Genomic DNA, 25,268 nt, shown 5'->3' on the forward strand with positions numbered 1-25,268 from the left:
CAGGGAAAATATAGGTGACTAAAGAATGGTAGCACATGGAAAAAGCGAGGTGGAAATATGGCCTGGTACCATGCAGTGGCGAAATGGTATTGGAAAATCCGCAAGCCTCTCACCTTGGGTGTCCGTGTCATTGTAACGGATAAAGAAAAGGGAGTTTTGTTAATTCGGCATACGTATGTCCATGGCTGGTATTTGCCGGGGGGAGGGGTAGAGCGAGGAGAGTCGTTTGGGGAAGCTGCTCGCAGGGAGTTGTGGGAGGAGTGCGGTATACGAGCAGACGTACTTACCCTCTGCCATCTGTTTTACAGTGAGCGGGAAGGAAAACGAGACCACATTGCCTTGTATCATGTCGACCTCACACCTGGCCAAGAATTGCATAAGGATGACAAAGAAGTAGCGGAATTGCGCTTTTTCGCTTGGGATGAACTTCCTCAGGAAATATCACCAGCTACAGAGAGGCGTTTATCTCAGTATCGCATGCAGTCTTTTAAGAGTGACCACTGGTGACAAGTGGGATTTTATGCAAGTCGATTTTTCCTATGGTATAGTGAAGACAAACACCAGAGCGTACATGACCGCTTGTAAGGATAAAAGTGAGGGCAGACCAGCATGAAGATTGCGACTGTACTGCGAAATGACGATTATACACGAGAAGTGGAACAAGCATTAAAAGAAAAGCTGCATGCAGCAAATAGCCCGTTTACCTTTGTGAAGGGACCAGGTGAGCAACCGGATATGGTGTTGTCCATCGGGGGAGACGGGACACTTTTGGAGGCCGTCCATCAATATGGAATCGAGCCGTCTTATGTGGGGATTCATACGGGACATCTCGGCTTCTATGCGGACTGGCGTCCCGAGGAGCTGGACGAATTTGTTGAGCGTCTGATGAACGATGAGCCTCTGATCGCGGAATACCCGACGGTCCAATGCAGGATTAGCACAAGAGATGGAAAGCAGTATGAAAAGTGGGCGTTGAATGAAATGGTTTTGCGCAACGCGAATTTGTCTACCTTGGTGACATGCGTCTATATAAATGGCGATGAGCTGGAGACGTTTCGCGGTGACGGTTTGATCGTTTCATCACCGTCAGGAAGTACAGCCTACAACAAGGCGGTGGATGGAGCGATTGTTCATCCGTCTATTGAGGCGATTCAGTTGTCCGAGATCGCTTCGATCAATAATCAAGCGTATCGGACGATCAACAGCTCGCTTGTATTGCCGAAGCATCATGAAGTAGAGCTGATCGTCATGAATCCTGAGATTATGATCGGCTTGGACCGCGAACAGGCAGTGTGGAAAGATGTGTGTTCTATTCGTTGCCGAGTGGGACCTGACAAAGTGAAATTCGCTCGATACAAGCGGCTGACGTTTTGGGGGCGGGTTCGCAATTCGTTTATATCCGGATAGAGAAAGCGTTGGGGAGGGGAACCAAATGAAAAAAGTAGGAACACTGCAGACCATTTTCCGTCATCCTGTCAAAGGGATGCGAGGGGAAGAGCTATCATCAAGTACGGTCGATGAATTTGGCTTGTATGGAGACCGTGCCTATTATTTTTTGGATAATGCTCGTCAAGGTAAGTATCTCAGTGCGGATGTTGTGCCCGCTTTAATCGGGTATCATGCCAGCATGAGCGAAGGGACAGGAAAAGAAGCGTACCCGCCGATTCGGATTGAAGCCCGAGACGGCAGTGTACATACGTGGGATGATGCTTTATTTGCCCATGTCGCGGAGACGGCGAAGCGCTCCGTTACGCCTATGATTAGTAGTCCGCATGAAGGCGGCGTGAACTGGGAAGATCACATTCTGCTGGTCACGGATGCATCTCTTCGAGAGATTGCGCGGCAGATTGACGCAGAACAGGTAGATCCACGACGCTTTCGGGGGAATTTGGTCGTTGTCCTGGAGGATGATGAGCCGTTCGCGGAAGACAAATGGCTGGGCAAGCAGATCAAAATCAATGATGTGACCTTGCAAGTCAACAAGCACTGCGAGCGCTGTGTCTATGTCAATATCGACCCGGAAACGTTGGCGATGACCCCTGCCGTATTGAAGGCATGCGTCAAGCGTCACAATAATCACTTCGGCGTTTATGCTTCAGTTGTCACGACAGGCAGTGTGTCACAAGGTGATGACGTTTTTTTAGTGGAGATGGAGAGTGACGGGGAATGATCGCTAGCCCTTTAGAAAAAGTTCGCAGCTATGTACAACGCTATGATTCGAGTATCGAGCCAATTTTGTTTGAACAGCCGTTGCCTACGTCTGAAGTGGCTGCACAGGCATTAGGTGTCGAAATAGGCCAAATCGCAAAGTCGATCTTGTTTCGGGTGGATGAGCAGTTCGCCTTGTTCGTGGCAGCAGGCGATGTACGTGTCCATCCCAAGCAAGTGAAGGCAGCTTTTGGACAAGGAAAGCCAAAGATGGCTACGCCGGAAGAGGTAGAAAAAATGACAGGCTTCCGCGTCGGAGCCGTTTGTCCGTTCGCTTTGCAGGAAGAAGTACCTGTCTATGTGGATCGCTCCTTGAAGCGTTTCCCGATGGTTTATACGGCGGCTGGTATAGCAGAATCACTTTTACCCGTCTCTTATGAAGCATTGTTGGAGATGACAGGGGCAAAGGAAATCGATGCGGCTTCTGCAGAAGGAAGCGCATCATGAAAAAGGTTGCAGTCTCCATCGCAGTAGTAGCCATTGTCGTAGTCGCTGGTCTTGCCATGCTCGGAATGTCTAACCAAACGACTGCAATTGAAACGAGCATCTCCCATTCTGCTTCCTCATTTAAACAGATGACAACAGACACGTACCTGAGTCAGTACAACAAAATCAAAGAAGATTTAGCTGTGAAAGGAATTCATACTCTTCCTTTTCAGCTTGAGTTGGACAAGCAAACGAATTACTACCGCTTTTATTATCCAAAACAAGAAAATGCGGCAAACGAAAAAGCGATATGGGTAAGTGTTATGCTGAGCGGTGATCAAAAAACAATAGACGGTATCATGTATGAAGGGGTTCCTGACGTTCATACAGTGAAGGCGATGATTCAAGCTACTGGACTTACCTGGTCTCCAGAGCTGGATCAATTCGTTGCGGTTACCAACATTGCAAAAACGCCAAAAGAAATGGTTGTTTCCGATGTGAAAGTAACGATCGAAGGAACGTCAGCATACATAAAAGTAATGGTTGACCCTGTGAAATTAGAAGCTCCGAAAAAATTATGATGCTGAAAATGAAAAAGTGGTTGGCAGGAGGTTATGGCTGCGCAACCACTTTTCGTTTTTTGTTGTCGTTTAGCTAGAATGAGAGGACTCGCGTGTCTGCACGATTTGGAATAGCTTCACATAAAGAATGGCACTCAACAGAGAGCAGAACAAGATAAACCCAAAAACACCAATCGGCATGATCCACTCTGAAAGAATGACGGTCACGGGAGCGAGGAAGCGACCAAGGGAGTACTGCAGGTTAGCGGCACCCATGTACTGTCCCCGTGCATGTTCTGGTGCGTATTTGCTGACGAAGCTCTGCTCGACCGGAGTTCGCATCACTTCCCCAACTGTAAAGACAACCACGCATCCGAACAACAGCCAGGCATTCGTCGTGAAACCCACCAAAAACATGCCCATGCCAAATAGCAAGGAGGACAAGAGGAAGATATTCCGGTCGCTCCAGTTTTCAAACCATTTGGTAACTGGCAGAGCGCACAGAACAAACAGAAGGCCACTTATTCCCAGCATCCATCCGAAAATTTCCGTACTGCTAAGCGAGAGCGACCAGGCATTCCACGAAAGAAGTGTCTGCGCTGGGACAAACTCTTTTACATAGACCGCCAAAAATAAATCGAGCTGCACGATTGCGATCGTTATTAGCATGCCTGCGAAAATATAGATAGCAAAAGCTTTGTCGCGTAGAATGACGGCGTAGCTCTGCCATTGCTCCTTCATAACGGAAGGGAAATGGATAGAGGCGACAGAGCTTTTTAAGGACTTTGGCAGTGTTTCTCTCACATTGAACCAGATCGCAATCGAATACAAAAAAGTGACAAGCGCACAAGTCCACAGCAGCTCACTGCGATATTGAAAGAAAAAGATGGCCCCCAGAGCGGGGCCCAATACGGCACCAATGTTCATGGCCGTAACGAAGGTAGCGAAGACTCTGCGTCTGTCTTTTTCGGAGGTGAGATCAGCGACCATCGCAGAACTCGCCGGGCTGTATACCGCTTTGCCAATCCCGATTCCAATAAACGCAAGATAATCGATCCAAGAAGAGAGGGAGAAGGCAAACAGGACAAACATGCCTGCCTGCAAAAACGCTCCTGACAGCATGACATATCGACGACCAAATCGATCAGCCAAATAGCCGCCAAAAAGATTGCCGATCATACTCATAATCGGGGGCACTGTCATGAGTAACCCGGCAACATTTTTGCCAAAGGTATCACTAAAGTGGAGGGTAAGAAAGGGAAAGTACATCCAAAATAATAGGTTGAAAAGGGTCTCGCCGATCAATCTGGTCTTCAGGTTCAAATCCCATGACAGCCATTGCACAGCAGGGTTACCTCCTATTTTTGATTCCCTGGCCAGGTACACCCACTTTAGTGCAAATTTTCAAAAAGATATAGACTTATAATCATCCGTCGGTTACACTAATATCATAAGGGCTAAGGGATTAGACCCTGGCTTAAGATGTGCCACTTTTAGGGATTCGCTTCTTACAAAAACAAATAAGCCGACACTTCCTTGTGGAAAGGGGTGTCGGCTTTTCGTATGTTGTTACTTGACCATCCATTGATAAAAATGAACATCGTGCCACTCTCCGAATTTAAACCCCACCTCTTGAAACTTCCCTGCCAATGTAAAATCGAATTTCTCGTGCAGCTTCACGCTGGCGTCATTGCCGCCTACGATTCCGCTCACGATCGTATGGTATTCGAGTTGTCTGGCGCGCTCCAGAATCGCACTCATCAAGGTAGTGCCGATACCTTTCCCGCTTTGATCAGGGGCGATATAAATAGACAGTTCCGTTGATTTTTGATAGGCGGGCTTCTCACGGAATACGGACAGACTGCAATATCCGATCACTTTCCCTTCGTATTCGGCGACGATGATCGGATGTCTGCCACCGTGCTTGTGAAACCACACTTCGCGCTGGGCCAAGGTCTGTGGCTCCAAGTCAAATGTCGCAACCAGATTTTCCACCGCGTAGTTGTAAATAGCGAGCATAGCGGGCAGGTCACTCCGAACTGCGTCTCTGATCTGTAGCATAATATTCTCTCCTCATGTTGGTTGGTAGGACTTATTGAACGATTCGAACGAATTCTATCGTGCGGCTTCGTAAACCTGCCGCAGGTTTGTAAATCCCTGGGATTGTGCTTTTACCAAATACTTCGCCCAGAGCGTTCCAGCGGCAACAGCGTCACAGTAAGCGTGATGCCTGCGTGAGATCGGGATGTCGTGGGCCGCACAGAGGGTGTCCAGCGAGCCGTTGCCAATCGGATTATTCAGCAATCGGATGAGCAGCATCGTATCCAGCATGCGATGGGTAAATGGACGCCGACTCGTTTTCCAAAGTCCAGATCGCAAAAATTCACGCTCATGGCGAGAATGGTGGGCAACGAGCGGCCGATCTCCAACGAATTGAAAAAAACGGGACAAAGCCTCTATTAGCTCGGGAGCATCGGCAACCATATCATCGGTAATCCCGGTGAGAGAGCGGATGTGTGGTGGAATCGTCCGGCCGGGATTGACCAACGTATAAAAAGAATCGCCGAGGAGGAGGTGTTCTCCTCTCATGGCGACTGCTCCGATCGAGATAATCGCGTCCCCGTGATCGGGATAAAAACCGGTCGTTTCCAGATCGACGACGACAACCTCCAGATCGTGTAGAGGAATATCGGCACTAGAATCAACTGGTTTATTCGCTTTGGAGATGGAGCGCAAATAGGCGATGTGTTGTTTATCATCTGCAATATCTGGCATGTCACGGTTCATATGCCAAATGTGAGCGAATAAGTCCCATTTTGCCACGTAATCTCCTCCTATCCCCCAAAAATGGACGGGAGCTTTTCTGTCATTTTTTGCAGGCGGATCGCTAGCTTCATCGATTGTCGCACCATCACTTGGGTGTCAGGAGAAAGCTCCCCTAGTTTGATATAGCTATTGCTTGTGTATTGTCCATCTTCCCAATGGAGGGGAGCGATCAGTCGCAGACCTTGGACTTGACGGAAGTACGCGGCTACCTCGTCACAAAAGCTTTTGCTCCAGACGCCTTTTTCGCCGAGTAGATCCAATCGTTCCAAGGTAGAGCTAGAAAAGATGCCATGTGCCAAGGCAAAATGCCGTACGCAATTCACTAGTGGCAAATAGATGCCGTACTTCACATTGATGGCACCGCGGAAACGTCCATAGACCTCAGGTAAAACTCTGCCGAAGATTCCGAGCGGCACCCGATAATGCAGTGTATTGCTCACCAGTCGATTCAGCAAGAAGACGTTTCCTGCAAGCAATTGACGGAAACGGTCATGGACGGGAGTAAAAATGGCCGATTCGCCCCATAGGACACGCACATCACTTGCGAGTAGTAAATAACGGGCATTTTCCCAGATGGGGTGAGAGACCCATCTGTCCATTTGGTCCAGCCAATGTTCGGTGCTGCCTCGCCATTTTGGGGAGAGGCAAGTGACGTTCCCTTGGCAGGGAGGATAGCCGGCTACCTCCAAACCAGCAACGATCGTCGCCCCTAGCAATTGAAAGTAGCCATGTATCTTCTCTTTTTCTTGTTCGCCCAGATGATCTGGCAGTTGATAGACGAGACCGTTATCCTGATCGCTGATGAGTGCTTGCTCAGATCGGCCGCCACTGCCGAATTGCAGAAAGGCAAAGGGGACGGGAGGGGTGCCCAAGCCTCTTTTGGCAAGGTCGTTCACAGCGAGGAGCACCCCTTGTCGGATGAGATTATCATGAATCAGATTGACGACGATGGAAAAGGAGGCCAATTCCCCTGCGCGATTTAATGAACGTAACGGGGAAGGGTCCAACAATTCGCGTCGCAATACGGCCAGCTCGTCAAAGGAGTCAACATTCCGTATTTTTTCCACTTGTTCAGGTGAGAAAATGAGAGGTGCTGCTTTGAGTAGATCCAGTCGGTCGTGCGCGTTCAGGCTGGAGTAGTTCGGGATAGCCGTATCCCCCGTGTTCGCTAAGGTCAAGACCAACCACCTCTTCCTCTTCAGTGACTCGCAGGCCAATGGTTACTTTTAACACATACAAAATGATGAAGGCTACTACGAAAACGTAGAGCGCAGAGCCAGCCAAGCCCAACGCCTGAACCCCTAGTTGATGCAGACCGCCACCATAAAACAGCCCAGGACTTCCTACGCCGACCTTTTCGACAAGCTCCGGGGTAGCGAATAAGCCCGTGGACAACGTTCCCCATATACCAGCCACCCCATGCACGGAAAAAGCGAAGACAGGATCATCAATCCCCATGCGGTCAAACCAAATGGATGTATAAAATGTTAGAATACCTGACACAGAACCAATCACGACAGCTGCCCATGGATCGATAAAGGCGCAGGATGCTGTAATCGCGACGAGAGCTGCGAGGACGCCGTTGAGCATGCTTGGAATATCTGCTTTTCCCATGACGATCCAGGAGATAGCAAGAGCGGCGACAGCGCCCGCTGCGGTAGCAAGATTGGTAGTGACAGCGATATAGCCGAAAAATCCAGATGTGCTGCCGAGCGTGGAGCCAGCGTTAAAGCCGAACCAGCCGATCCACAGAAACAGGACACCTAGGACAGAGTAGACTTGGTTGTGACCAGGAATCAGATTGGAGCTGCCGTCGCGATTGTATTTTCCAATGCGGGGTTTCAAAAGGATAGTGGCGACGAGTGCGACGATGGCGCCTTGGAGATGGACCACCGTAGAACCAGCGAAGTCTTGCATCCCGAGCTGTGCCAACCAACCTCCGCCCCATACCCAGTGACCGACGACAGGGTAGATGAGGACGGTAAACAATACGCTGAAAAGAAAATAAATGGACAGCTTGGCGCGTTCAGCAAAACCGCCCCAGGCGATCGCGAGTGAAACGGCTGCAAAAGCGAGCTGAAAGAGGAAGAGAATCGAGATAGGTACAGTTGCAGCGGAAAAAGCGGAGAAAGCGTCTTTTTGCATACCGTCAAAAAAGAATCCGGAAAGTCCAATGAAAGAGTTCCCGTCTCCAAAGGTCAGCCCAAAGCCGAACGCCCAAAAGGCAATCGAGCAGATGCCGAAGGTAAGGACCGTTTTGCCTGCGACGTGACCGGCGTTTTTCATACGAGTAGAACCGGCTTCCAGCAGGGCGAATCCAACCTGCATGAGAATGACCAGAATGGCTGAGACCATGACCCATGTGGCGTCAATGGCAGACGAGAGACTTGCGACAGTAGGTTCCATCCATCTTCCTCTTTTCTGTGTCAGATAACCTGACACGAATTTATTTATGTCAGATTATATGACATGAAAATTTCGGATGCAATTGTTTTTTTGCAAATAATGAGAAAACACCAATCCTTCCGTCTTAAGCGGAGGAGGATTGGTGTTGTTCGGTTGATGCTCGTTTTTCAATTAGGAAGCCAGTGAAGCTCATGGCAGCGAGGAATAGTCCACTGACGAGGAAAAGCTGCTCGACGGGCCATTTGCCGATCCAGATTGCACCGAGGCTGCTGGACAACGTCGAAAAGAAGGTGAGCACAAGCAAATTGATTGCGAATATCTTGCCTGTACTGTTGCTGGATGCTTTCATTTGAATCGCAGTCACGGTAGGAATGCCGATGAGCGGTCCCCCTATTCCTGAGACGGCAGCTCCGAGGAAAGCGGTCCAGGAAGCACTCCCTCCCATCATGAGTAAAAAGGACCCGCATGCCTGAAAAGACCACCCGATTAAAATGAGAAACAAATAGCGAGTAGAACTCGTCCGGGTCATGTACAGACTCCCCAGTAAATTTCCGATTCCATAAAAACCAAACAGGATGGCTAATATACTTCCGTTACCTTGTTGCATGCGTTCGGCTAAAAAGGGGTAGCCCACCGTATACGTGACCTGCCAAATGAGAAAGCCCATGTTGCCAAAGAGTAGGACCAACAGCAATATTCGATTTCGCTTCAATTCTTGTACCCCTGAGGTAATATCACGGATGTACTGGCGAGGTGTCATTTTGACAGGGAAATGATCAGTCTTAGAGAGGCGAAGTGCTTGAAGAAAGAATACCGAGATGAGATAACTGCCTGCGTTGATAAAAAACAAGGTGGAAAGTGGCAAGAAAGAGGCGACAAGCCCGATTGTCATTGGCGCAATAATTCGAACTGTTCGCATGGTTGTATCCAAAATGGCGTTTGCCTGTCCTAGCTGATCCACGGGAACTGCTGATTTGATCGCCACAGTCCGGGCTGGTTGGAACAGACTGGAGAACAATCCTAACCCAAATTGGGCTATAAGAAAATACGAAAACTGCTCGATTCCCATCACTGTAAGGAAGCCAACGACGATCACCACGGCAATCCGTGAGAGGACAGCCACAACCATAAGCAGGCGTGGACTGTATCGGTCCGCAAGTACGCCACTAATGAGGAAAAACAGCAGGCCGGCAACCATCTCCGGAATGGCGAGGAGACTGAGCACCGTCCCTGATTTCGTTGCTTGAAGCAAATACCAGAGCAAGGCAAAGCTGTAGCACTGATCTCCAATGTTGGCCATCAATTGTGCTAGCCATAGCTTGAGAAACGACCCATTTTTCCACAAAGATGAAGGCGAATCCATCTAACCCTCTCCGTTCTGCTAACTGCGATTAAATGAATTTGACCATAGCGTAGCAAGGCGGAGAGGGAAAGTAAAGGACTCAAGCTTGTGCGGTTACATGTAATTTACCTGTCCTCCAAACAAAGAGAAAATAGGCGATTAGAAAAGTGAAGGTGGCGAAGGTGCTGACGCCCACGAAACCAAAAACCGAATACAAACTGCCTGCGAAAGAAGAGGCAATGAAAGTTCCTATGTACATGCAAGCATTAGCCAAGCTCGATATGGTACCGCGCGAGGTGTCGGACAATGATTGCAAGTAACCCATCAGGACAGGCACGAGTACACCGCCGAAGCAGTACATGAAAAAGAGGACAACCTGCAAAAAGCCGATTCCCGGTATGTAAGGCAAAACAAGATAGAGCAGGGCGCTGCCCAGAAACCCAACGGTCAAAATCGTACTTCTCTTCCAACGCTCGAGTAACCAACCGCTGAGTAAGCTGCCAACGGTGTTGCCAAGCCCGATAACTAAAGTGATCAAGCCAATTTCAGTAACAGATTGCTGATATTGATCGGAAAGCCATACGCCATAGAATGAAAAGACTGCATAGACACCCGTCATGAAAACGAAATAGCCAATAAAGCTGCGTGAAGCTTGCGGCAGTCGCAACAGATCCTTGTAACGTGCAAAAATAGCGTTGGTGGTTATAACTCCGGCAATGGTGGTAGGAGGCAATAGATCAGGAAGTTTTCGGATGATGAGTACAAAAGCTCCGAGAGAAGCAATTCCTACAGCCAAAAAAGGAAACGACCAATGATAAGCTGACAGAAAACTGCCAATTGGGACACCAATCACTTGGGAAACCGAAAGACCTGCCATGACAACCCCCATTGCTTTTCCGATACGAGCAGAGGGAAACAAAACAGGAATGGCAGCCCACACCTGCGGACCGATAAAGGCAGAACAGATCCCGGCAAGAAAGCGAAAGAAAAGCATCGCGGTGAAACTAGGTGCAAAGGCGCATGCAAGTGTGGAAAGGGCAAATCCGAGCATACCGACTGCCATCACATGTTTCCTGTTTCGATTATCAGATAGCGGGCCGGCGATTAAAGCGGCTAAAGCAAATCCGAGTGCATAGGTTCCGATCAGCCAAGCTGCCTGATTAGTGGATACGTGATATAGCTCTCGCAAGGTTGGCAGCAGTGGGCTAATGATAAATGTATTCGTACCGATCAAAAACATGGTGAAGAAAAAGATCATCAAAAATAGGCGCTCCATAATAAAACTCTCCTCTTTGTTTTATAATTCTATAGTTGAATAACTTTTGAACTAAAGAGCAAAAAAAGGATACCAATTATAAGGTATCTAAAAAGCCAGGCAGAATTTGATCAAATGTCTCTTTATAAATGCGCATGTACCGTGTTTGCCCCTCCTTTCTGACTTTGATCAGTCCTGCCTCTCGAAGTGTCTTGAAATGATAGGAGGCATTGGACTTGGAAGTATCGCAGGTAAAGCCCACTTCTGTACAACTTAGCTCGTTGCTGGAATGATATAAGGCCTTTAAAATGGCTAGCCTTGTCTCATCTGCCAACGCTTTAAAAATCTTGATTCGTTTTTCGGTGAGTTCAAGTTGTTCAATATTCATAAAACTATCTTACTAAGGAAATGCTATCCAGGCAACCATTTCATTCCTTTTATTTTTGATTCTTCATGTTTTCGTTGTTGTGTTGGTGCTGATAGGAAGCGCCTTGGTTGTCTTCGGTATGCGTATCATCTGCAACGGTACTGCTGGTTAGCCCTGCTACGGCTAATCCTTTTTGATTCAGGTTTTTGGCGCTTTTGAATTTGGACATATGACTACCCCCTATTTGCTAATGGATGCTTACTTAAGATGTCTTGTTTCACGGGGGAGTAGTCATCCTCATTTTCCTAGACGGCAATTGCGGTATACTAAATAAAAAGGGTGCGTCAGGGAGGATGGGAGCGGATGGCAGGGTGTGTCATGATCGTGGAGGGGAAGACAGACAAAGAACGTTTGCTTCAGGTACTGGCTGAGCCTGTCACGATTCTTTGTACGTACGGTTCCTACAGCTTGGAAAAAGGCGAGAAGCTGCTCGCCCAAACGGAAGCAGCAGATGCAGATGAGGTATACCTATTTACTGATGAAGACGACAGCGGAAAAAAATTGCGAACGCATTTAAGTGAAGATTTTCCTGATGCGATCCATCTGCATACGCCGAAAATGTACAGAGAGGTTGCTGACACGCCTCTTTCGGTACTGGCAGAAATTTTGGAGCGAGCAGGCTTTGCGGTTATTGTGCCTCATCCTGATCCTGGAGAGCTGTAAGGGGATAAAACACCGTTTCATCGGCTATAACAGTAGTAAATGGAATGGTGGAGGTGCAAGGTGATTGCGTAGTTTGATGACATTTTTTAATCGAATGAACATTATGGTGTGGTTGGTGGGTATCTTTGTTGCTCATGCCGCGCTCTATCTGGTGCTGGGGACGGCGACGTGGCTGGCTACCTCGCTTTTGGCAACAGCGTTCTACGGCGTTATTTTATTGGTAGGCAAATTAATTGCCAGCCGTTATCCAGACAAGGAAGAAAGCAGATGAAAGCCGGCGAGCAAGCAGCCGGCTTTTTTTGCATTACCAACCCAAGAGCTGCATGAGTAAAATGAACCCACCCAATACCCAGACGTAGATGGCGAAGCCCTTCATCGAGCCTGTACTGATGATCGTAAGCATCCAGCGAATGGCAACATATCCAGCAAGTCCGGCAAACATGGTGCCCACGAGCATCGGGATCAATAAAGCTGTTTCAAGCGGTGTTTCTACGAGCTTGGCTGTTTGCAAGACACAAGCACCTAGAATCGCTGGCAAGGATATTAAAAACGAAAAGCGCGCAGCGTCAGCGCGGTCGATCCCGCGTAGGAGAGCGCCGGCAATCGTCAGCCCAGAGCGGGAAATAGCGGGCAGGATCGCAGCACCTTGCAGTGTCCCGATGATGAGGGCGTCCGTGTAGTTGATTTCCTCGAATCGCCGATTTCCACGGCGCATGGATTCCACCGCCCAGAGAATCGCGCCTGTCGCAAGAAATTCCCACCCGATCGTAATGCCTGTCTGTGAGATTTCTTCAAAATAATCTTCAAAGGCGAGTCCGATCACTGCTGTAGGTATCGTACCTACGACCAATAGCTTTGTCAGCTTGCTCATCGGATTCATGATGATAAAACGAACCTGTGGCCAAAATACGATAACGACAGCGATCAGCGTACCGAAATGAAGCATCGTGTCAAATAAAAGGCCGACCTCCTGCATACCAAACATTTTGCGAAACAGGACAAGATGACCCGTGCTGGATATCGGTAAAAATTCAGTCAAGCCTTGTACAATACCGAGAAAAATATGTTCAAGCAACAACAGCATAGGCAAGAGTCACTCCAGTCTGGAAAAAGTAGGGCCAAGCCAGTCTTACTGTCATATGTATGTCCGTGAATGGAAGACTTGCCTATTTCGTTGGGCATCGTTATTTTGTTAGAAAAAAGTTGTGGTATTTTCTTGCGGGAGATGGGTATAGTTAGTGTGCACAAAGGTAGAGAGCGAGGAAAAAATACATATGTACAAAAGACAAATGCGTGAAAAGCGTGAGCCCCAAATCATTCAGAACGGCAATTTGGCGGCAGGGATGACGCTTACCATGACGGTAGCGCGTAAAACGGAAATCGGCTATTTCTTGAGCGATGGCAAAGACGAAGTGTTTCTCCATGCCAATGAAGCGCACGAGCGTTTACATATCGATGATGAGGTTGAAGTGTTTTTGTACCATGATCACGAGAACCGATTGGCTGCGACCATGGATATGCCTCATGTCGGCATGGGTGAATACGGCTGGCTAGAAGTAGTGGACATTTCTCCGCGCATGGGTGTTTTCCTGGACAACGGCATTAACAAGGACCTGCTCTTATTCATCGATGACCTGCCCAAGCATAGCGATGAATGGCCGCGTCCCAAGGATCAAATGCTAGTAGCGCTGAAGCAAGACAAGCTCGGCAGACTCTTGGCAAAGCCGGTCACGGAAAACGAAATCGTCAAGATCGCAGCAATGGCAGATGAGAGTATGAAAAACAAATCTGTCGAGGGTACGGTCTACAAAGTGATTCAAGCAGGTGCATTCCTGTTGACGGAGGACGAGCATATCCTTTTCATTCATCGTGATGAAATGGTGGGGCGTCTGCGCCTGGGACAAACGGTGCGCTGCCGCATTAGCTTTGTGCGTGAGGATGGTCGTCTGAACGGTTCCATGAAAGAGCGCAAGGAAGTACAGTATGGCGAAGATGCGGACAAGCTGCTGCGCTATTTGATCAATCGTGACGGGGCTATGCCTTATACCGATTCGACGGAAGCGGATGTCATCCGAGAAAAATTCCAAATGAGCAAGTCCAGCTTCAAGCGAGCACTTGGCAAGCTGATGAAGGAACGCCGCGTGGAGCAAGTAGACGGCTGGACCAAAATCATTCAAAGCGAACAAGAAGAATAGATGAAGAAAACCCTCCTGGGCAAAAAAGCTTCCTGAAGACAGGAAACGAATGCTTGGGAGGGTTTTTGGTTTTTTTTACAGTGTCGTTTGTACAGATTGCTTTTGCTTGCGGGCTTTGTAATACGACAGGGAATATACGAGTGCGATCAAAATAATTCCGACGATATCCGTTTCAATTCCGGGGATGACCGCGAGCACGCCACCCGCAATGGCCAGGATTCGCTCCAGTAGGTTTAGCTTGGACATCCAGTACCCGATCAATCCTGCTCCCACACCGATCATCCCAATTATAGATGTCAGCATGACCCAGATCGATTCCAGCAAGGTGGTATTAATGAGCAGCAAGGCTGGTGAGATGACGAAAATATAGGGAGCCATAAAAGCCGCGATTGATAGCCGTGTTGATTCTACACCTGTCTGGATCGGCTTTGACTTGGCAATGCCTGAAGCAGCGAAGGCAGCAAGCGCAACTGGCGGAGTGATGTCTGCGACAATTCCAAAGTAGAAGGTAAACATGTGAGCCGCGATAGCAGGAACGCCCAATTGAATAAGCGCTGGAGCCGCGATGGTCGAAGTGATAATGTAGTTCGCCGTTGTTGGCGTTCCCATTCCCAAAATGAGCGATGCAATCATGGTAAAGAACAACGTAAGCAAAAGCTGGCCGCCCGCCAGATCAATCAGACCATTTGCCAGCTTCAACCCAATCCCTGTCAACGTAATCGTACCAACAATGATTCCGGCACACGCAGTTGCAGCGACGACGCCAAGAGCCATTTTGGCCCCTGAGGCAAGTGCTTCTATAATATCAGCGATAGACATGCGGGTTTCTTTTCGGAAGGCTCCTACGACAATCGTAGAGACGATACCGATAATCGCTGCCCGCTCGGCGGAGATGTTCATCATCAAGGCTGTAATAATGATCACGATGGGAAGGAGCAAGTACATTTTTTTCAATACTTCTTTTTTGTTCGGCAGTTCTTCCTTCGAGAGTCCACGCAATCCGAGTCGCTTCGCTTCAAAGTGCGTCATAATCCAGATCCCTACGAAAAATAAAATCGCAGGAAGGATCGCTGATTTGGCGATTTCCAAGTAAGGAACACCGATAAACTCCGCCATCAAAAAGGCAGCAGCTCCCATGACAGGCGGCATGATTTGTCCCCCGGTAGAGGACGAGGCTTCCACCGCAGCGGCAAATTCGGAGCGATAGCCGAGTCGTTTCATCATCGGGATGGTAAAGGCACCAGAGGTAACGACATTGGCAACAGAGCTGCCGCTAATCGTCCCTTGCAGGGCGCTGGAAAAAACGGCTACCTTCGCCGGACCGCCGATACGTCTACCTGCAATGACCAGCGACAAATCGTTAAAATACTCACCGACGCCTGTTTTTTCGAGAAACGCACCAAACAGCACAAACAAAAAGATAAAGGTAGAGGAAACGGCGAGCGGAGTACCGAGAATCCCCTCCAGCGTGTAGTAACTGTGTCCGATAATCCGCTCGACATCACTGCCGCGATGCTCCAAAAAGCCTGGCATGTAAGGTCCGAAGTAGGTGTATAAAAGAAAAATGGTGGCGATGAGAGCAATTGGAATTCCGACGACTCGTCGTGCAGCCTCGAGGACAAGCAAGACAGCAATACCGCCGACAACCATATCCAGCGTCGTATAGTTGCCTGTTCGGGTCACAAGTCCCTCGTAGTCAATGACCCAATAGAGTGAGACGAAGACACCTAACAGAGCGAGAATCATGTTCACGATCCCGATTTTGTTATGCTTGCCTTTGGATGTCCCTGCATATAGCAGATAGACAAGGGCAAGCCCGAAGGCTAAGTGGATCGGGCGGTGAATCTGGGGAGGCAGCGTGAAGAAAAGCGTGCTGGATAATTGGTACAGGGAGAAAAGGACAAGTAGACCAAAGGAGATCCACCTCATGGGACCTGCGAGCTGGCGTGTGGCTGATTCTTTGTCGTATTGCGCGATCAGCTTATCCATCTCTTGCTGGTTCATATTGGTTGTTGTACTCAATCTAGTAACCTCCTAACTCGCTCAGAATGGATCGCTTTTCTGCCTGAATCGTGATGGCTTCTCCCGGCTTGTCGATCAAGCTCAACGGAATATCCTGTCCAGCGAAAAGCAACGTATGATTAGCACGTACTTGCCCGATAAACAGCCGGAGGGCAGGAAAAGACCGCTGCATATTACGAATGTGGAATCGACCATCAGCGAGAACCAGCTTCTCGCCAGGAGCCAATTCATTTTCCATGCCGATACCGTAGTCGTGAAAGCTCATCTCCGACAAAATAATTTGACCGTCTACAATCCGGTATTGCTCCTCAATTGTGGAGCGATGAATGGAATGAGTCCAGCGAATGCCAAAGGCTGCTTCATCCTGTATGTTGGCACTCCAAACTACTTGATTTGACTGTGTATCCCGGATAACCAGAGCGGGAAACAGCGGAGTGGAGATGCCTACATAAAAGAAAGTGATGAGAAGAAAGAAGGAGAAAAGGCGGAACAACGTCCGCCCTCTTCCTTTTGTTACTGCCTGGATAAAAACCATCTGGCTTTACTTCACGCCTTTTTCGTCGAAGTACTTTTGTGCCCCCGGGTGTACAGGGATGCTGACGCCGTTCTTCACGTTCTCCAGCCTGATTTCCTTGGCTTTGGCGTGACCGAGCTTGTCGCTGTTCTCAAAGATTGCCTTTGTTACTTTGTACACGAGGTCTTCACTCAGATCGGAGCGAATCAAGAGCATCGATTTGACGGAGACGGTAGTCACTTCTTCTGGAACGGTTTGGTACGTATGGGCAGGGACAGTTGTTTTCACGTAGTAAGGGTATTTGGCGATAATTGCATCGATTTTGTCCGCGTCAATGGGAATGATTTTTACACCAGTTGTCGCTGCCAGCTCCGTGATTGCTGCGGTAGGCGTACCAGCCGTTTGGAAGGCAGCATCCAATTGCCCGTCCTGAATGGCTTTGGCAGAGTCAGCAAAGGAGAGGCGCTGGAGCTTCGTATCTTCAAAGGTCATCCCATATGCTTCCAAAATTTGCTGAGCGTTCACTTCTGTGCCGCTTCCCGGAGCGCCTACAGATACGCGCTTCTCTTTCAAATCGGCAACGCTTTTAATATTGCTGTCAGCAGAGACGACAATTTGGATGGTTTCATCGTAGAGAGCGCCCAATGCCTGGAAGGAATCAATTTTACCGTCTTGCTGGAACATGTTCGTTCCCTTTGACGCATACTCGGCAATGTCGTTTTGCGTAAAGGCGATGTCCGCCTTTTTATCGCGAATGAGGCGAATGTTTTCTGCTGAAGCGCCTGTGGCTTGGGCTGTAGCAGTGATCCCGGCGTTTTTCGTAATATGGTCAGCCATGCCGCCGCCGAGTGGGAAATAGGTGCCTCCTGTACCGCCTGTTGCAACAATTAGTTGAGAGGGATCGGCGCTTCCTCCTGAGCTGGAGCTGCCTCCACCTGCCCCTCCTTGAGCAGAGTTCCCGCCACCTCCACATGCCGTCATGAGCGACATGGACAGAAGCAGTGTGAGCGAGAGAAGAAAATGACGCTTCTTCAAGATAATTCCCCCTTAGTCTAAAAATTCTGTTTATACGGCCTTCTTCGGCATTGTAAGGGGAGGTCTATAAAAAACTACAAAATTCTATAGAAAAATATAGTAAACTAAGAAATAAACGTTAACGGTTTTTGAACAATTTCATATGAGAAAGTGCGGGCAACATTTTATGAGAGAGAACATTTCAATTCTGCTGCTTATGCTCATTGCTGTCCCGATTGCCGGAGAGCTTAAATTTCACCCGTTTCAGGATGAGTTTCGGATTAGCTTTGGTACAACGGCTTTTTTCTTTTTTTTATTGTGGCTGCGTCCTTCTTTCTTGGCAGGGGTCGTAACCGGATTAATTGTCGTTCTATTTCGAATAGTCTTGGATTTCATGTATGAGGATGTCTTTTCGCTTCTGGTTTCTTTTCAGATGCACTTCCCTGCATTTTGCTATTATGCTGCCTTTGCTTGTCTATTCTCGCTCTTTCGCGTTAATACGCTACATCATCGACCGCTTTGGGTGGGGCTGTTGGGGACAGCCGCAGAAATAGCAGCGAATTTGGTAGAGCTGTCGTTCCGTGCTGTGTCCTGGGAGGGAGTCTTTCAGTTGGAGGTTGTAGGGCCGATTGCTGTGATTGCATTGATACGCAGTTTTTTTGTCCTTAGTTTTTTCAATATGATTCAGCTGCGTCAGGCGAAATGGATGGAAAAGCAACAGCGTAATCGAAACGAGCAGATGTTGATGCTCATTTCCAATTTGTACGAGGAATCTGTTCTCCTAAAAAAGACATTGCATCAGGTTGAGGAAATCACACGCAGCTGCTATGAGCTGTATCGCGAGATGAACGAGGTGGAACAAAAGAATGGGACGAGCAAGCGTTACGCGAAGCGGTTGCTATCCCTTGCCGGACAAGTGCATGAAGTGAAAAAGGACAATCAACGCATATATGCTGGTCTTTCCAAGCTGATTTCTGACGAGAATGAACGAGACTATATGCCACTGGGAGAATTGATAGGGATCATTGTTCAGGGACAACGAAAGTACGCGAGATTATTGGAGAAGGACATCCAGTTTGAAACGAATGTAGAGGTGCCGTATCTCGCTTGCCACATTTACACGACACTTTCACTCATCAACAATCTGGTCGGTAACAGTGTCGAAGCGATCCGCGACCGGGGGATGGTATCGATCGTGGCTTCGATTGACGAGAGTCAGGGGTGGCTTCATTTTGTCGTAACCGATGATGGTCCAGGCATTGTGGTGAAGGATAAAGAGCTCTTGTTCATGCCTGGATTCACGACCAAATACGACGTATCAGGCAGACCTTCCACGGGGATCGGACTTTCATACGTAAAAGAAATGACAGACAGTCTCCAAGGAATGATTGATTTATCCGAGGACTCATGCGGACAAACGACACAATTTTGCATTCGCTTGCCAATCGCAACTCTGATTCAGAAAGGGTGACCTCATGCGCTACTTCATTGTGGACGACGATCCTGCGATTCGATTCATGCTCGGTCAAATGATTGAGGATGCTGATTTGGGAGAGGTATGTGGGGAAGCAGAGGATGGCTCACAAATTGACCACGATTTTTTGAATTGGAAGCAAGTAGACATTTTGTTGATTGATCTTTTAATGCCGAATCGAGATGGCATTGAAACGGTGCGCCATCTGAGGCGTTTTACCGGAAAAATTGTCATGATCTCGCAAATCGAAACGAAGGAGATGATCGCTGAGGCGTATGCGACAGGGATCGAATACTACGTGACCAAACCGGTGAATCGCCTAGAGGTCATCAGTGTTCTTCAAAAGGTACGGGAACGCATATTGCTACAGCAATCCATCGAGGGTATTCAACGGTCACTTTCCGTCTTGTCTGGCACGATTAACGTGACGGCAGCTCCATCAAAAGATGCATTGTATCCTGAAAAGGGCATCTTATCTTCCGCACGGTTTCTCTTGACTGAACTGGGAATGATTAGTGAAAAAGGCAGCAAAGATTTACTCGACATGATGGAGTGGCTGTATCGCTGGGAGAAGGAAAGGGATGGAGAAGTGAATCTTCCTCCTTTACGCGATATTTTTTGGGCGATTGCTGCCCGCAAGTTGGGGAAGGGAGTGACTGTCCTGATCCAAAAGGAAACGAAGGCCGCTGAGCAGCGGGTACGCAGAGCCATTTATCAGGCATTAACCCATCTGGCTTCCCTCGGGCTGACCGATTACAGTCATCCTAAATTCGAGAGCTACGCGACCACATTCTTCGATTTTACCGAGGTGCGAAAACGCATGCTGGAGCTGGAGAATCAAATGGAAGCGACGATCTCTTCTACGCGTATTAATACCAAGAAGTTTATTTTTGTACTCTACATGGAGTCAAAAAGGCGAATTGGTGTATTTCAGTGCTGATTTTTGGAGTGGGCATCCAAATGTGATAAGATATTTCTATTGGTCATGAGCGAGGGCTTCGATGTAAGCTGGTAAAAGCTTTGGAATGCCTCCGTTTTACATTTGTTTTGGGAGGGAAGAAAGTGAGCGAACTACGTAATCCATGGCAGCTACTTTACCGAGTCTATCGTCATGTGCAACCTGTTCTGGAGCGGGAGTTTGCGGCCTGGTATAAAAGAGCACAGGCGATTCCCAATCCCGAGCTGAGAAAACAGGCACAAGACAGCATGGACTCCAAAAAGTTTCACTGCCAAGGGGGATGTGTCTATGCAGCACAGGTCATCCCGCATGTAGAGACAATTGTTCCGCTGATTGTCGCCTACCAAACAATCAGCGACTACTTGGATAATCTGTGTGATCGCAGCACGTCACTAGATCCGCAAGACTTCCGTCAGCTTCATGTGTCGATGCAGGATGCATTGACACCAGGTGCGCCCTTACGAGACTATTATTTGTACCGTGAGGATAAGGATGACGGCGGCTTTTTGGCTGGGCTGGTTCAGACCTGTCAACAGCATGTCGCACAATTGCCAGCCTATGAAAAAATCCAGGCAAAGATACTCGAGTTTTCTTGTTTGTATAGCGATTTGCAAGTATATAAGCACATTGCTCCCCATTTGCGCGAGGATCACCTGTTGACGTGGTGGGATCAGTACAAAGACCGCTATCACGATTTGCACTGGCAAGAATTTGCTGCTGTCACAGGCTCGACTATCGGGATATTCGCTCTTTTTTGCTTGGCGACTGATCCTGATGTAGGGGAAGAGCAAATACAGACAGTAAGTGAGGCTTACTTTCCGTGGCTGTGCGGGTTACATATTTTATTGGACTATTTAATTGACCTGGAAGAAGATAAAATGGGTGGAGATTTAAACTTCGTGAGCTATTACGATTCGGAACGGATAGCGACTGAACGCTTGAAGCTTTTCATAAAACAAGCAAAGGCAAGCGTTAAACGCTTGCCAAATCCTGCATTTCACCGTATGATCGTGGACGGGCTAGTCGCGTTTTATCTCGCGGATCGCAAGGTAAATCGGAGCCAGCCACACATTTATACTATCGCTAGACAACTGCTGAAGCAGGCAAAGGGCTTGCCCTCTGTCCTGTTTTATGTGAACAGTTTACTTGTACGGCGATAACGGAGAAGAGGTTAGCGCATATGCTTGCGCTTGTACGAAAAGCCAAATCCCATCAACGAGAAGGCAACAACGATACAGCCAAGGATACCAAGGGGACTTTTTTCCCCAATGGCAATGCCAACTCCGATGAGACAGGCGGTTACCAAAAATGCCAAAGCCAGTGTTACCAATTGATAACGATTCATCGGTCTGTAACCTCCTATCTGTCAATGTTCCCATTATACCTTATTTTCCGCGAAAAGCATCCAGGTAAAGATTTCGGAAATCCCGGTAATATATTTGTGCGAAGTGGTGGAGAACGCAGATGGAAAGCATAATACAAATTAGAAAAGGGAATCGAGTGATAGAAGGTCATGTTACCTATGAAGAAGGGGACTTGATCGAAGCCGTATTTCCCAGCCCATTGGATGTCACAGTAGGGGATCAGCTCCCCTGTCTATTGACGGCTGACTATGAAACAATTAATACGTTTGAAGCCGTAGTCGTGGCTAAAGACAAAAATCGCTTGTTTTTGTTCCACTCTCCAACAGCTGCTGAGTTTCGGGAGCAGCGCAGACGCTATCCCCGTTTCGACATGGAGGTTAAGGGTTGGATCCAGTATCCGACGCAGGAGCCAGACTCATTTTTTTCCGTCTATAGTCAAATGGTGTACTTGGTGAACTTGAGCCTGGGAGGCTTGGCATTCCGCTCAGACAAACAGATTCCCGCGGATCAGCATATTGTCTTTTCCTTTGAATTGTATGGTCGCAATCGCCCAGACGGGGTAATAAAAACTGATTTGGTTATCATTCATGAGCGAATAGAGGGACCGAATTATTTTTACGGCTGTACGATCAAAGGAATCAATGCCCGTCATTTTCACAATTTGCGAAAGTACATTTTGCATCGACAAATCGAGGAACGAAGACAAGTGAAAATCGAGTAGTTCTTTTCGTTAATTGGTTCAATGGGGACCAATTTTTTTTTGCCTTTTTGGTGGTGGGTTTGGAGGGGCTGTAGGGAGGGGAAGAAGCGGATTTCCAGTCTACGCTTCGGCCTACGCCCTGCCGGGAGGCGGGGACTGTTCGCTACGGAATGAATGTAGGGAGCGCCTCAAAAGTAGAGGTTCGAGGATGGCGCTTGGACTGGAAATCCGCTTCTTCCTACGTGGCTTCAGTCAATATTTGAAAAGGCATCATAGAGGGAAAAGGACAAAGAATAACGGAAAAACCTCTAGAACTAACAAGCAAAAAGATCTAAAAACTGGACGCCCACCTTAGCAGTGGAAAACATGCGCCGTGCTTCGGACCCGGCACAACTGCTGGAGGACATCCAGACGGATTTTTTACGAAGCGAAGAGGAACAGAAGTATACATTAGCGAAACCTTGTCAAAAATGCTTCCTGGTTCCTATTGGACAAATCGCGCAGGGAGGAAAACGTGAGATGTGGAATAAATGGGTGGTGTGTGTGCTTACCTTGATCTTGAGTATGACGGTTATGGCCTGCGAGGCGAACCCTGCAACAAAATCGCAGCCAGCTCAACAGACTCTTCCATATCGGATGGAGGTATTGGCTGATCAGTTGGATGTGCCTTGGGCCATGGATATAGCCTCGGATGGTCGAATCTTTTTCACAGAGCGACCAGGTAGAATGCGAGTAATCCAATCAGGCAAGCTACTGCCAAAGCCGCTCATTTCATTTCCTGCCCCGTTCATAAGCGAGGGAGAAGGCGGGTTGTTGGGCCTTGTGCTCGATCCCGATTTTATGAAAAATCACTACTTGTACGTTTACCATACATACAGAGAGGGAGGCGCCACTTTCAATCGTGTCCTGCGATTGCGAGAAATAAACAACGCAGCACAGATTGACAAGGTGCTCCTTGACAAAATCCCGGGAAGCTCGATCCACAACGGAGGACGGATCAAAATCGGTCCGGATCAGCGTCTCTATATCACGACAGGTGATGCGCATGAGCCGATGCTTGCGCAAGATCAGACAAGTCTCGCAGGAAAAATTTTGCGCATCAATCTGGATGGAACCATTCCTGCCGACAATCCTTTTATCGGCTCACCTGTTTACAGCTATGGACATCGCAATTCGCAAGGCATCGCATGGTATCCGGATACAAGGATACTCTATAGCTCGGAGCATGGCCAGACTGCACACGATGAGATCAATCGGATCGAGCCAGGAGCAAATTACGGATGGCCGGTCATTTCTGGTGAACAGAAAAAAGAGGGGATGAAAACCCCCCTCCTGCAAAGCGGTGATACGACATGGGCTCCTTCTGGCATGACGTTTGTATCCAAAGGGTCGTGGAAAGGAACACTGCTCGTAGCAAACCTCAGGGGTCAGCAGCTTCAGAAAATTAGCTTAGACCCTGCTCGACCTGATACGGTGTTGGAGGCTGCTACTTTGTTCCAAGACGAGTTCGGGCGACTGCGCGATGTGGTCGAAGGAAAAGACGGCACACTCTATTTGTTGACCAACAACCGCGATGGTCGTGGAAATCCGAGAGAAGGAGACGATAAAATTATCCGACTCGTTCCGATCCAGCCGTAGCAGTAGAAATAGCCACGTCTTTTGTTCGTTTCCCCCAAATCCAGCGCTGTAAGAGGACAGCACCTCCGCCAATCGCAGCGATTAACATTCCGACCCATAAAAAAGCGGTGTTTGGACCCCAGATAGTCATAATGACGCCTCCGAGCAACGGAGCAATAATGAAAGTGGCGCTCGTCAATGAATCGATAATTCCTCTCACGCGGCCGAGTGCTTGCGGGGGGCTTTCTTTTTGTACCAGATAATTGGTGCCGACTGAAGTCAGACCCGTTCCGACTCCAGCCAATAAAGCAGCAATCAGCAGCCAATACATGCCATCACCCGGCTGGAAAAATCCAATCCACGAAAAACTAATTCCGATGAGCAAAACGCCACCGCCCAGCACCCATCCATAGGAACGAATTTCTTTTAAGCGATGGAGCCAGGTGACGGTGACAAGTGCGCCTAATCCAATGACACTGACTGTAAACCCGAGCATTTCCGGATTGTTGGGCAGCTTCTCGCGGAAGATCACGGGAAACTGTGTATCCGCCAACTGAATCGCCAACGAAGTAATGATGGCGAAGATCGTGCTGTACAACAGGACACGGTTTTGCAAAAAGATCCGCCAGCCCTCTTGCCATGCTTGACGGTAAGGGAGAGGCTGCTCTTCTACGGATGGACGAGACAACGTTTTCTCCACTTTACGAATCGTGAACAGAAATCCAGTAGAGAGAAGAAATGTCGAAGCATTAATCATCAGACAAATGGCGGGTGCAAAAACGGCCGCTACCAATCCTCCGGCAAGTGGACCGATCAATTTCCCCATCTGGTATACGGCTCCATTCAAGGCAGAGGCTTGTAACAATTGATTCTCAGGTACGATTTGACGCGTCAAGGTCTGTTGTGCTGGATCGTTGAAGACAGAGGCACCTGAACGCAGGGCAATGACTACCAGGAACCAGAACGGATTCGGCATGACAAGCAGGAGCAGAGTGAGAGCAGCCTGCATGATATTCATGGACATGATCATCCGAACCTTGTTCACGCGGTCTGCAAGTACCCCGGCAAACTGTCCGAGTAAAATGCTTGGAGCTGCATAGGCAACGGGCAGGAGGGCCATCGTCATCGGATCAACCTTCCACACAAACCCCAACAGGATGGATACCGCTATAAAGTCAAACCAATCGCCAAGCGTAGACAGTCCGTAAGAGACGAACAGCGTGCGAAACGTTCTATTTTCTTTTAACAAAAAAATCCCTCCATCGATCTGTTAACTCGATGATAAAAGGGATTTGTC

At 48.4% G+C, this 25,268-nt stretch carries 28 protein-coding genes; 13 read left to right on the forward strand and 15 right to left on the reverse strand.

All coding sequences use genetic code 11. The features are described 5' to 3' along the window. Nucleotides 1–57: 57 nt before the first annotated feature. The 5 genes from ODZ53_RS21220 (at nucleotide 58) to ODZ53_RS21240 (ending at nucleotide 3,215) form a co-directional block, all read left to right on the forward strand. Complete coding sequence (locus ODZ53_RS21220; RefSeq protein WP_064202343.1) at nucleotides 58–507, forward strand: NUDIX domain-containing protein; 450 nt, start codon at nucleotides 58–60, stop codon at nucleotides 505–507. 102 nt (nucleotides 508–609) lie between these two features. Continuing rightward, nucleotides 610–1,407, forward strand: a complete 798-nt coding sequence (locus tag ODZ53_RS21225) for an NAD kinase (RefSeq protein WP_016738898.1) — start codon at nucleotides 610–612, stop codon at nucleotides 1,405–1,407. 25 nt (nucleotides 1,408–1,432) lie between these two features. After that, nucleotides 1,433–2,170 (forward strand): MOSC domain-containing protein, encoded by a 738-nt coding sequence (locus tag ODZ53_RS21230; RefSeq protein WP_142498240.1) that lies wholly within the window; start codon nucleotides 1,433–1,435, stop codon nucleotides 2,168–2,170. Next, on the forward strand, nucleotides 2,167–2,655 hold the full coding sequence (locus ODZ53_RS21235) for a YbaK/EbsC family protein (RefSeq protein ID WP_012684633.1): 489 nt from the start codon (nucleotides 2,167–2,169) through the stop codon (nucleotides 2,653–2,655). The genes ODZ53_RS21230 and ODZ53_RS21235 overlap by 4 nt, the downstream gene beginning before the upstream one ends. After that, on the forward strand, nucleotides 2,652–3,215 hold the full coding sequence (locus ODZ53_RS21240) for a hypothetical protein (RefSeq protein WP_372679827.1): 564 nt from the start codon (nucleotides 2,652–2,654) through the stop codon (nucleotides 3,213–3,215). The genes ODZ53_RS21235 and ODZ53_RS21240 overlap by 4 nt, the downstream gene beginning before the upstream one ends. A 69-nt stretch (nucleotides 3,216–3,284) precedes the next feature. On the opposite strand, the gene ODZ53_RS21245 is transcribed toward ODZ53_RS21240, so the two are convergent. The 9 genes from ODZ53_RS21245 to ODZ53_RS21285 all read right to left on the reverse strand — a co-directional run bounded on the left by ODZ53_RS21245 (nucleotide 3,285) and on the right by ODZ53_RS21285 (nucleotide 11,619). Beyond that, nucleotides 3,285–4,538 carry an MDR family MFS transporter gene (locus tag ODZ53_RS21245; protein WP_372679829.1) on the reverse strand — a complete coding sequence of 418 codons (1,254 nt, stop codon included), beginning with the start codon at nucleotides 4,536–4,538 and terminating at the stop codon, nucleotides 3,285–3,287. 225 nt (nucleotides 4,539–4,763) lie between these two features. Beyond that, nucleotides 4,764–5,255: a GNAT family N-acetyltransferase gene (locus tag ODZ53_RS21250; RefSeq protein ID WP_372679831.1), complete on the reverse strand. Its 492-nt coding sequence runs from the start codon at nucleotides 5,253–5,255 to the stop codon at nucleotides 4,764–4,766. 54 nt (nucleotides 5,256–5,309) lie between these two features. Further along, nucleotides 5,310–6,017 (reverse strand): exonuclease domain-containing protein, encoded by a 708-nt coding sequence (locus ODZ53_RS21255; protein ID WP_372679833.1) that lies wholly within the window; start codon nucleotides 6,015–6,017, stop codon nucleotides 5,310–5,312. 11 nt (nucleotides 6,018–6,028) lie between these two features. Further along, entirely contained in the window at nucleotides 6,029–7,042 is a 1,014-nt protein-coding gene (locus tag ODZ53_RS21260) for a DUF294 nucleotidyltransferase-like domain-containing protein (RefSeq protein WP_372680087.1), read from the reverse strand. Between the two features lie 49 nt (nucleotides 7,043–7,091). After that, nucleotides 7,092–8,426, reverse strand: coding sequence for an ammonium transporter (locus ODZ53_RS21265; protein WP_372679835.1), 1,335 nt, complete (start codon nucleotides 8,424–8,426; stop codon nucleotides 7,092–7,094). 124 nt (nucleotides 8,427–8,550) lie between these two features. Further along, entirely contained in the window at nucleotides 8,551–9,789 is a 1,239-nt protein-coding gene (locus ODZ53_RS21270) for an MFS transporter (protein ID WP_372679837.1), read from the reverse strand. Between the two features lie 79 nt (nucleotides 9,790–9,868). Then, the gene (locus tag ODZ53_RS21275; RefSeq protein WP_372679839.1) at nucleotides 9,869–11,044 is read right to left on the reverse strand and encodes an MFS transporter; all 1,176 of its coding nucleotides are present in this window, start codon (nucleotides 11,042–11,044) and stop codon (nucleotides 9,869–9,871) included. Nucleotides 11,045–11,120: 76 nt separating this feature from the next. Then, on the reverse strand, nucleotides 11,121–11,411 hold the full coding sequence (locus ODZ53_RS21280) for an ArsR/SmtB family transcription factor (protein WP_087342861.1): 291 nt from the start codon (nucleotides 11,409–11,411) through the stop codon (nucleotides 11,121–11,123). A 49-nt stretch (nucleotides 11,412–11,460) separates the two neighbouring features. Further along, a complete protein-coding gene (locus ODZ53_RS21285) occupies nucleotides 11,461–11,619 on the reverse strand; it encodes a hypothetical protein (protein WP_372679841.1) in 159 nt (52 codons plus the stop codon). A 134-nt stretch (nucleotides 11,620–11,753) separates the two neighbouring features. Between ODZ53_RS21285 and ODZ53_RS21290 the strand changes: the two genes are divergently transcribed. Next, a complete protein-coding gene (locus tag ODZ53_RS21290; protein ID WP_372679843.1) occupies nucleotides 11,754–12,113 on the forward strand; it encodes a toprim domain-containing protein in 360 nt (119 codons plus the stop codon). Between the two features lie 64 nt (nucleotides 12,114–12,177). Continuing rightward, a complete protein-coding gene (locus tag ODZ53_RS21295; protein ID WP_012684645.1) occupies nucleotides 12,178–12,384 on the forward strand; it encodes a hypothetical protein in 207 nt (68 codons plus the stop codon). A 33-nt stretch (nucleotides 12,385–12,417) separates the two neighbouring features. On the opposite strand, the gene ODZ53_RS21300 is transcribed toward ODZ53_RS21295, so the two are convergent. Then, on the reverse strand, nucleotides 12,418–13,197 hold the full coding sequence (locus ODZ53_RS21300) for an undecaprenyl-diphosphate phosphatase (RefSeq protein WP_064202330.1): 780 nt from the start codon (nucleotides 13,195–13,197) through the stop codon (nucleotides 12,418–12,420). Nucleotides 13,198–13,387: 190 nt separating this feature from the next. On the opposite strand from ODZ53_RS21300, the gene ODZ53_RS21305 reads away from it, so the two are divergent. Continuing rightward, nucleotides 13,388–14,308 carry a CvfB family protein gene (locus ODZ53_RS21305; RefSeq protein WP_041749254.1) on the forward strand — a complete coding sequence of 307 codons (921 nt, stop codon included), beginning with the start codon at nucleotides 13,388–13,390 and terminating at the stop codon, nucleotides 14,306–14,308. Between the two features lie 75 nt (nucleotides 14,309–14,383). On the opposite strand, the gene ODZ53_RS21310 is transcribed toward ODZ53_RS21305, so the two are convergent. From ODZ53_RS21310 to ODZ53_RS21320, 3 genes are read right to left on the reverse strand one after another with little or no spacing between them, the layout of a single operon-like run. Beyond that, a complete protein-coding gene (locus ODZ53_RS21310; RefSeq protein WP_372679846.1) occupies nucleotides 14,384–16,330 on the reverse strand; it encodes a TRAP transporter permease in 1,947 nt (648 codons plus the stop codon). Between the two features lies 1 nt (nucleotide 16,331). Further along, nucleotides 16,332–16,865 carry a DUF1850 domain-containing protein gene (locus tag ODZ53_RS21315; protein ID WP_372679848.1) on the reverse strand — a complete coding sequence of 178 codons (534 nt, stop codon included), beginning with the start codon at nucleotides 16,863–16,865 and terminating at the stop codon, nucleotides 16,332–16,334. Nucleotides 16,866–16,871: 6 nt separating this feature from the next. After that, nucleotides 16,872–17,879, reverse strand: coding sequence for a TAXI family TRAP transporter solute-binding subunit (locus ODZ53_RS21320; RefSeq protein ID WP_372679850.1), 1,008 nt, complete (start codon nucleotides 17,877–17,879; stop codon nucleotides 16,872–16,874). Between the two features lie 166 nt (nucleotides 17,880–18,045). Here ODZ53_RS21320 and ODZ53_RS21325 point away from each other — a divergent pair, with 166 nt between their 5' ends. The 3 genes from ODZ53_RS21325 (at nucleotide 18,046) to ODZ53_RS21335 (ending at nucleotide 21,450) form a co-directional block, all read left to right on the forward strand. Then, the gene (locus tag ODZ53_RS21325) at nucleotides 18,046–19,329 is read left to right on the forward strand and encodes an ATP-binding protein (RefSeq protein ID WP_372679852.1); all 1,284 of its coding nucleotides are present in this window, start codon (nucleotides 18,046–18,048) and stop codon (nucleotides 19,327–19,329) included. Nucleotides 19,330–19,333: 4 nt separating this feature from the next. Next, nucleotides 19,334–20,272 (forward strand): response regulator, encoded by a 939-nt coding sequence (locus ODZ53_RS21330; RefSeq protein ID WP_372679854.1) that lies wholly within the window; start codon nucleotides 19,334–19,336, stop codon nucleotides 20,270–20,272. Between the two features lie 122 nt (nucleotides 20,273–20,394). After that, a complete protein-coding gene (locus ODZ53_RS21335) occupies nucleotides 20,395–21,450 on the forward strand; it encodes a tetraprenyl-beta-curcumene synthase family protein (protein ID WP_012684653.1) in 1,056 nt (351 codons plus the stop codon). A gap of 11 nt (nucleotides 21,451–21,461) precedes the next feature. Here the strand turns inward: ODZ53_RS21335 and ODZ53_RS21340 are convergent, their stop codons facing one another. Then, nucleotides 21,462–21,635, reverse strand: a complete 174-nt coding sequence (locus tag ODZ53_RS21340; protein ID WP_007722723.1) for a YlaF family protein — start codon at nucleotides 21,633–21,635, stop codon at nucleotides 21,462–21,464. A gap of 119 nt (nucleotides 21,636–21,754) precedes the next feature. On the opposite strand from ODZ53_RS21340, the gene ODZ53_RS21345 reads away from it, so the two are divergent. Continuing rightward, nucleotides 21,755–22,375, forward strand: coding sequence for a PilZ domain-containing protein (locus tag ODZ53_RS21345; RefSeq protein ID WP_199927459.1), 621 nt, complete (start codon nucleotides 21,755–21,757; stop codon nucleotides 22,373–22,375). Nucleotides 22,376–22,720: 345 nt separating this feature from the next. Next, entirely contained in the window at nucleotides 22,721–23,992 is a 1,272-nt protein-coding gene (locus ODZ53_RS21350; protein WP_372679857.1) for a PQQ-dependent sugar dehydrogenase, read from the forward strand. On the opposite strand, the gene ODZ53_RS21355 is transcribed toward ODZ53_RS21350, so the two are convergent. After that, nucleotides 23,964–25,220, reverse strand: a complete 1,257-nt coding sequence (locus ODZ53_RS21355; protein ID WP_372679859.1) for an MFS transporter — start codon at nucleotides 25,218–25,220, stop codon at nucleotides 23,964–23,966. The two genes, ODZ53_RS21350 and ODZ53_RS21355, sit on opposite strands and share 29 nt — an antisense overlap. Nucleotides 25,221–25,268: the final 48 nt, after the last annotated feature.

This window comes from Brevibacillus sp. BD137 (assembly GCF_041644655.1).
In the GTDB taxonomy this organism is placed as follows: Bacteria; Bacillota; Bacilli; order Brevibacillales; family Brevibacillaceae; genus Brevibacillus; species Brevibacillus brevis_D.

What these genes read in the sequence shown, in the direction of transcription:
- ODZ53_RS21345 (WP_199927459.1), top strand. Translation starts at nt 21,755, where the DNA reads ATGGAAAGCATAATACAAATTAGAAAAGGGAATCGAGTGATAGAAGGT.
- ODZ53_RS21350 (WP_372679857.1), top strand. Translation starts at nt 22,721, where the DNA reads ATGCGCCGTGCTTCGGACCCGGCACAACTGCTGGAGGACATCCAGACG.
- ODZ53_RS21280 (WP_087342861.1), bottom strand. Translation starts at nt 11,411, where the DNA reads ATGAATATTGAACAACTTGAACTCACCGAAAAACGAATCAAGATTTTT.
- ODZ53_RS21290 (WP_372679843.1), top strand. Translation starts at nt 11,754, where the DNA reads ATGGCAGGGTGTGTCATGATCGTGGAGGGGAAGACAGACAAAGAACGT.
- ODZ53_RS21250 (WP_372679831.1), bottom strand. Translation starts at nt 5,255, where the DNA reads ATGCTACAGATCAGAGACGCAGTTCGGAGTGACCTGCCCGCTATGCTC.
- ODZ53_RS21230 (WP_142498240.1), top strand. Translation starts at nt 1,433, where the DNA reads ATGAAAAAAGTAGGAACACTGCAGACCATTTTCCGTCATCCTGTCAAA.
- ODZ53_RS21240 (WP_372679827.1), top strand. Translation starts at nt 2,652, where the DNA reads ATGAAAAAGGTTGCAGTCTCCATCGCAGTAGTAGCCATTGTCGTAGTC.
- ODZ53_RS21275 (WP_372679839.1), bottom strand. Translation starts at nt 11,044, where the DNA reads ATGGAGCGCCTATTTTTGATGATCTTTTTCTTCACCATGTTTTTGATC.
- ODZ53_RS21315 (WP_372679848.1), bottom strand. Translation starts at nt 16,865, where the DNA reads ATGGTTTTTATCCAGGCAGTAACAAAAGGAAGAGGGCGGACGTTGTTC.
- ODZ53_RS21340 (WP_007722723.1), bottom strand. Translation starts at nt 21,635, where the DNA reads ATGAATCGTTATCAATTGGTAACACTGGCTTTGGCATTTTTGGTAACC.
- ODZ53_RS21300 (WP_064202330.1), bottom strand. Translation starts at nt 13,197, where the DNA reads ATGCTGTTGTTGCTTGAACATATTTTTCTCGGTATTGTACAAGGCTTG.
- ODZ53_RS21225 (WP_016738898.1), top strand. Translation starts at nt 610, where the DNA reads ATGAAGATTGCGACTGTACTGCGAAATGACGATTATACACGAGAAGTG.
- ODZ53_RS21220 (WP_064202343.1), top strand. Translation starts at nt 58, where the DNA reads ATGGCCTGGTACCATGCAGTGGCGAAATGGTATTGGAAAATCCGCAAG.
- ODZ53_RS21325 (WP_372679852.1), top strand. Translation starts at nt 18,046, where the DNA reads ATGAGAGAGAACATTTCAATTCTGCTGCTTATGCTCATTGCTGTCCCG.
- ODZ53_RS21265 (WP_372679835.1), bottom strand. Translation starts at nt 8,426, where the DNA reads ATGGAACCTACTGTCGCAAGTCTCTCGTCTGCCATTGACGCCACATGG.
- ODZ53_RS21270 (WP_372679837.1), bottom strand. Translation starts at nt 9,789, where the DNA reads ATGGATTCGCCTTCATCTTTGTGGAAAAATGGGTCGTTTCTCAAGCTA.
- ODZ53_RS21305 (WP_041749254.1), top strand. Translation starts at nt 13,388, where the DNA reads ATGTACAAAAGACAAATGCGTGAAAAGCGTGAGCCCCAAATCATTCAG.
- ODZ53_RS21330 (WP_372679854.1), top strand. Translation starts at nt 19,334, where the DNA reads ATGCGCTACTTCATTGTGGACGACGATCCTGCGATTCGATTCATGCTC.
- ODZ53_RS21235 (WP_012684633.1), top strand. Translation starts at nt 2,167, where the DNA reads ATGATCGCTAGCCCTTTAGAAAAAGTTCGCAGCTATGTACAACGCTAT.
- ODZ53_RS21285 (WP_372679841.1), bottom strand. Translation starts at nt 11,619, where the DNA reads ATGTCCAAATTCAAAAGCGCCAAAAACCTGAATCAAAAAGGATTAGCC.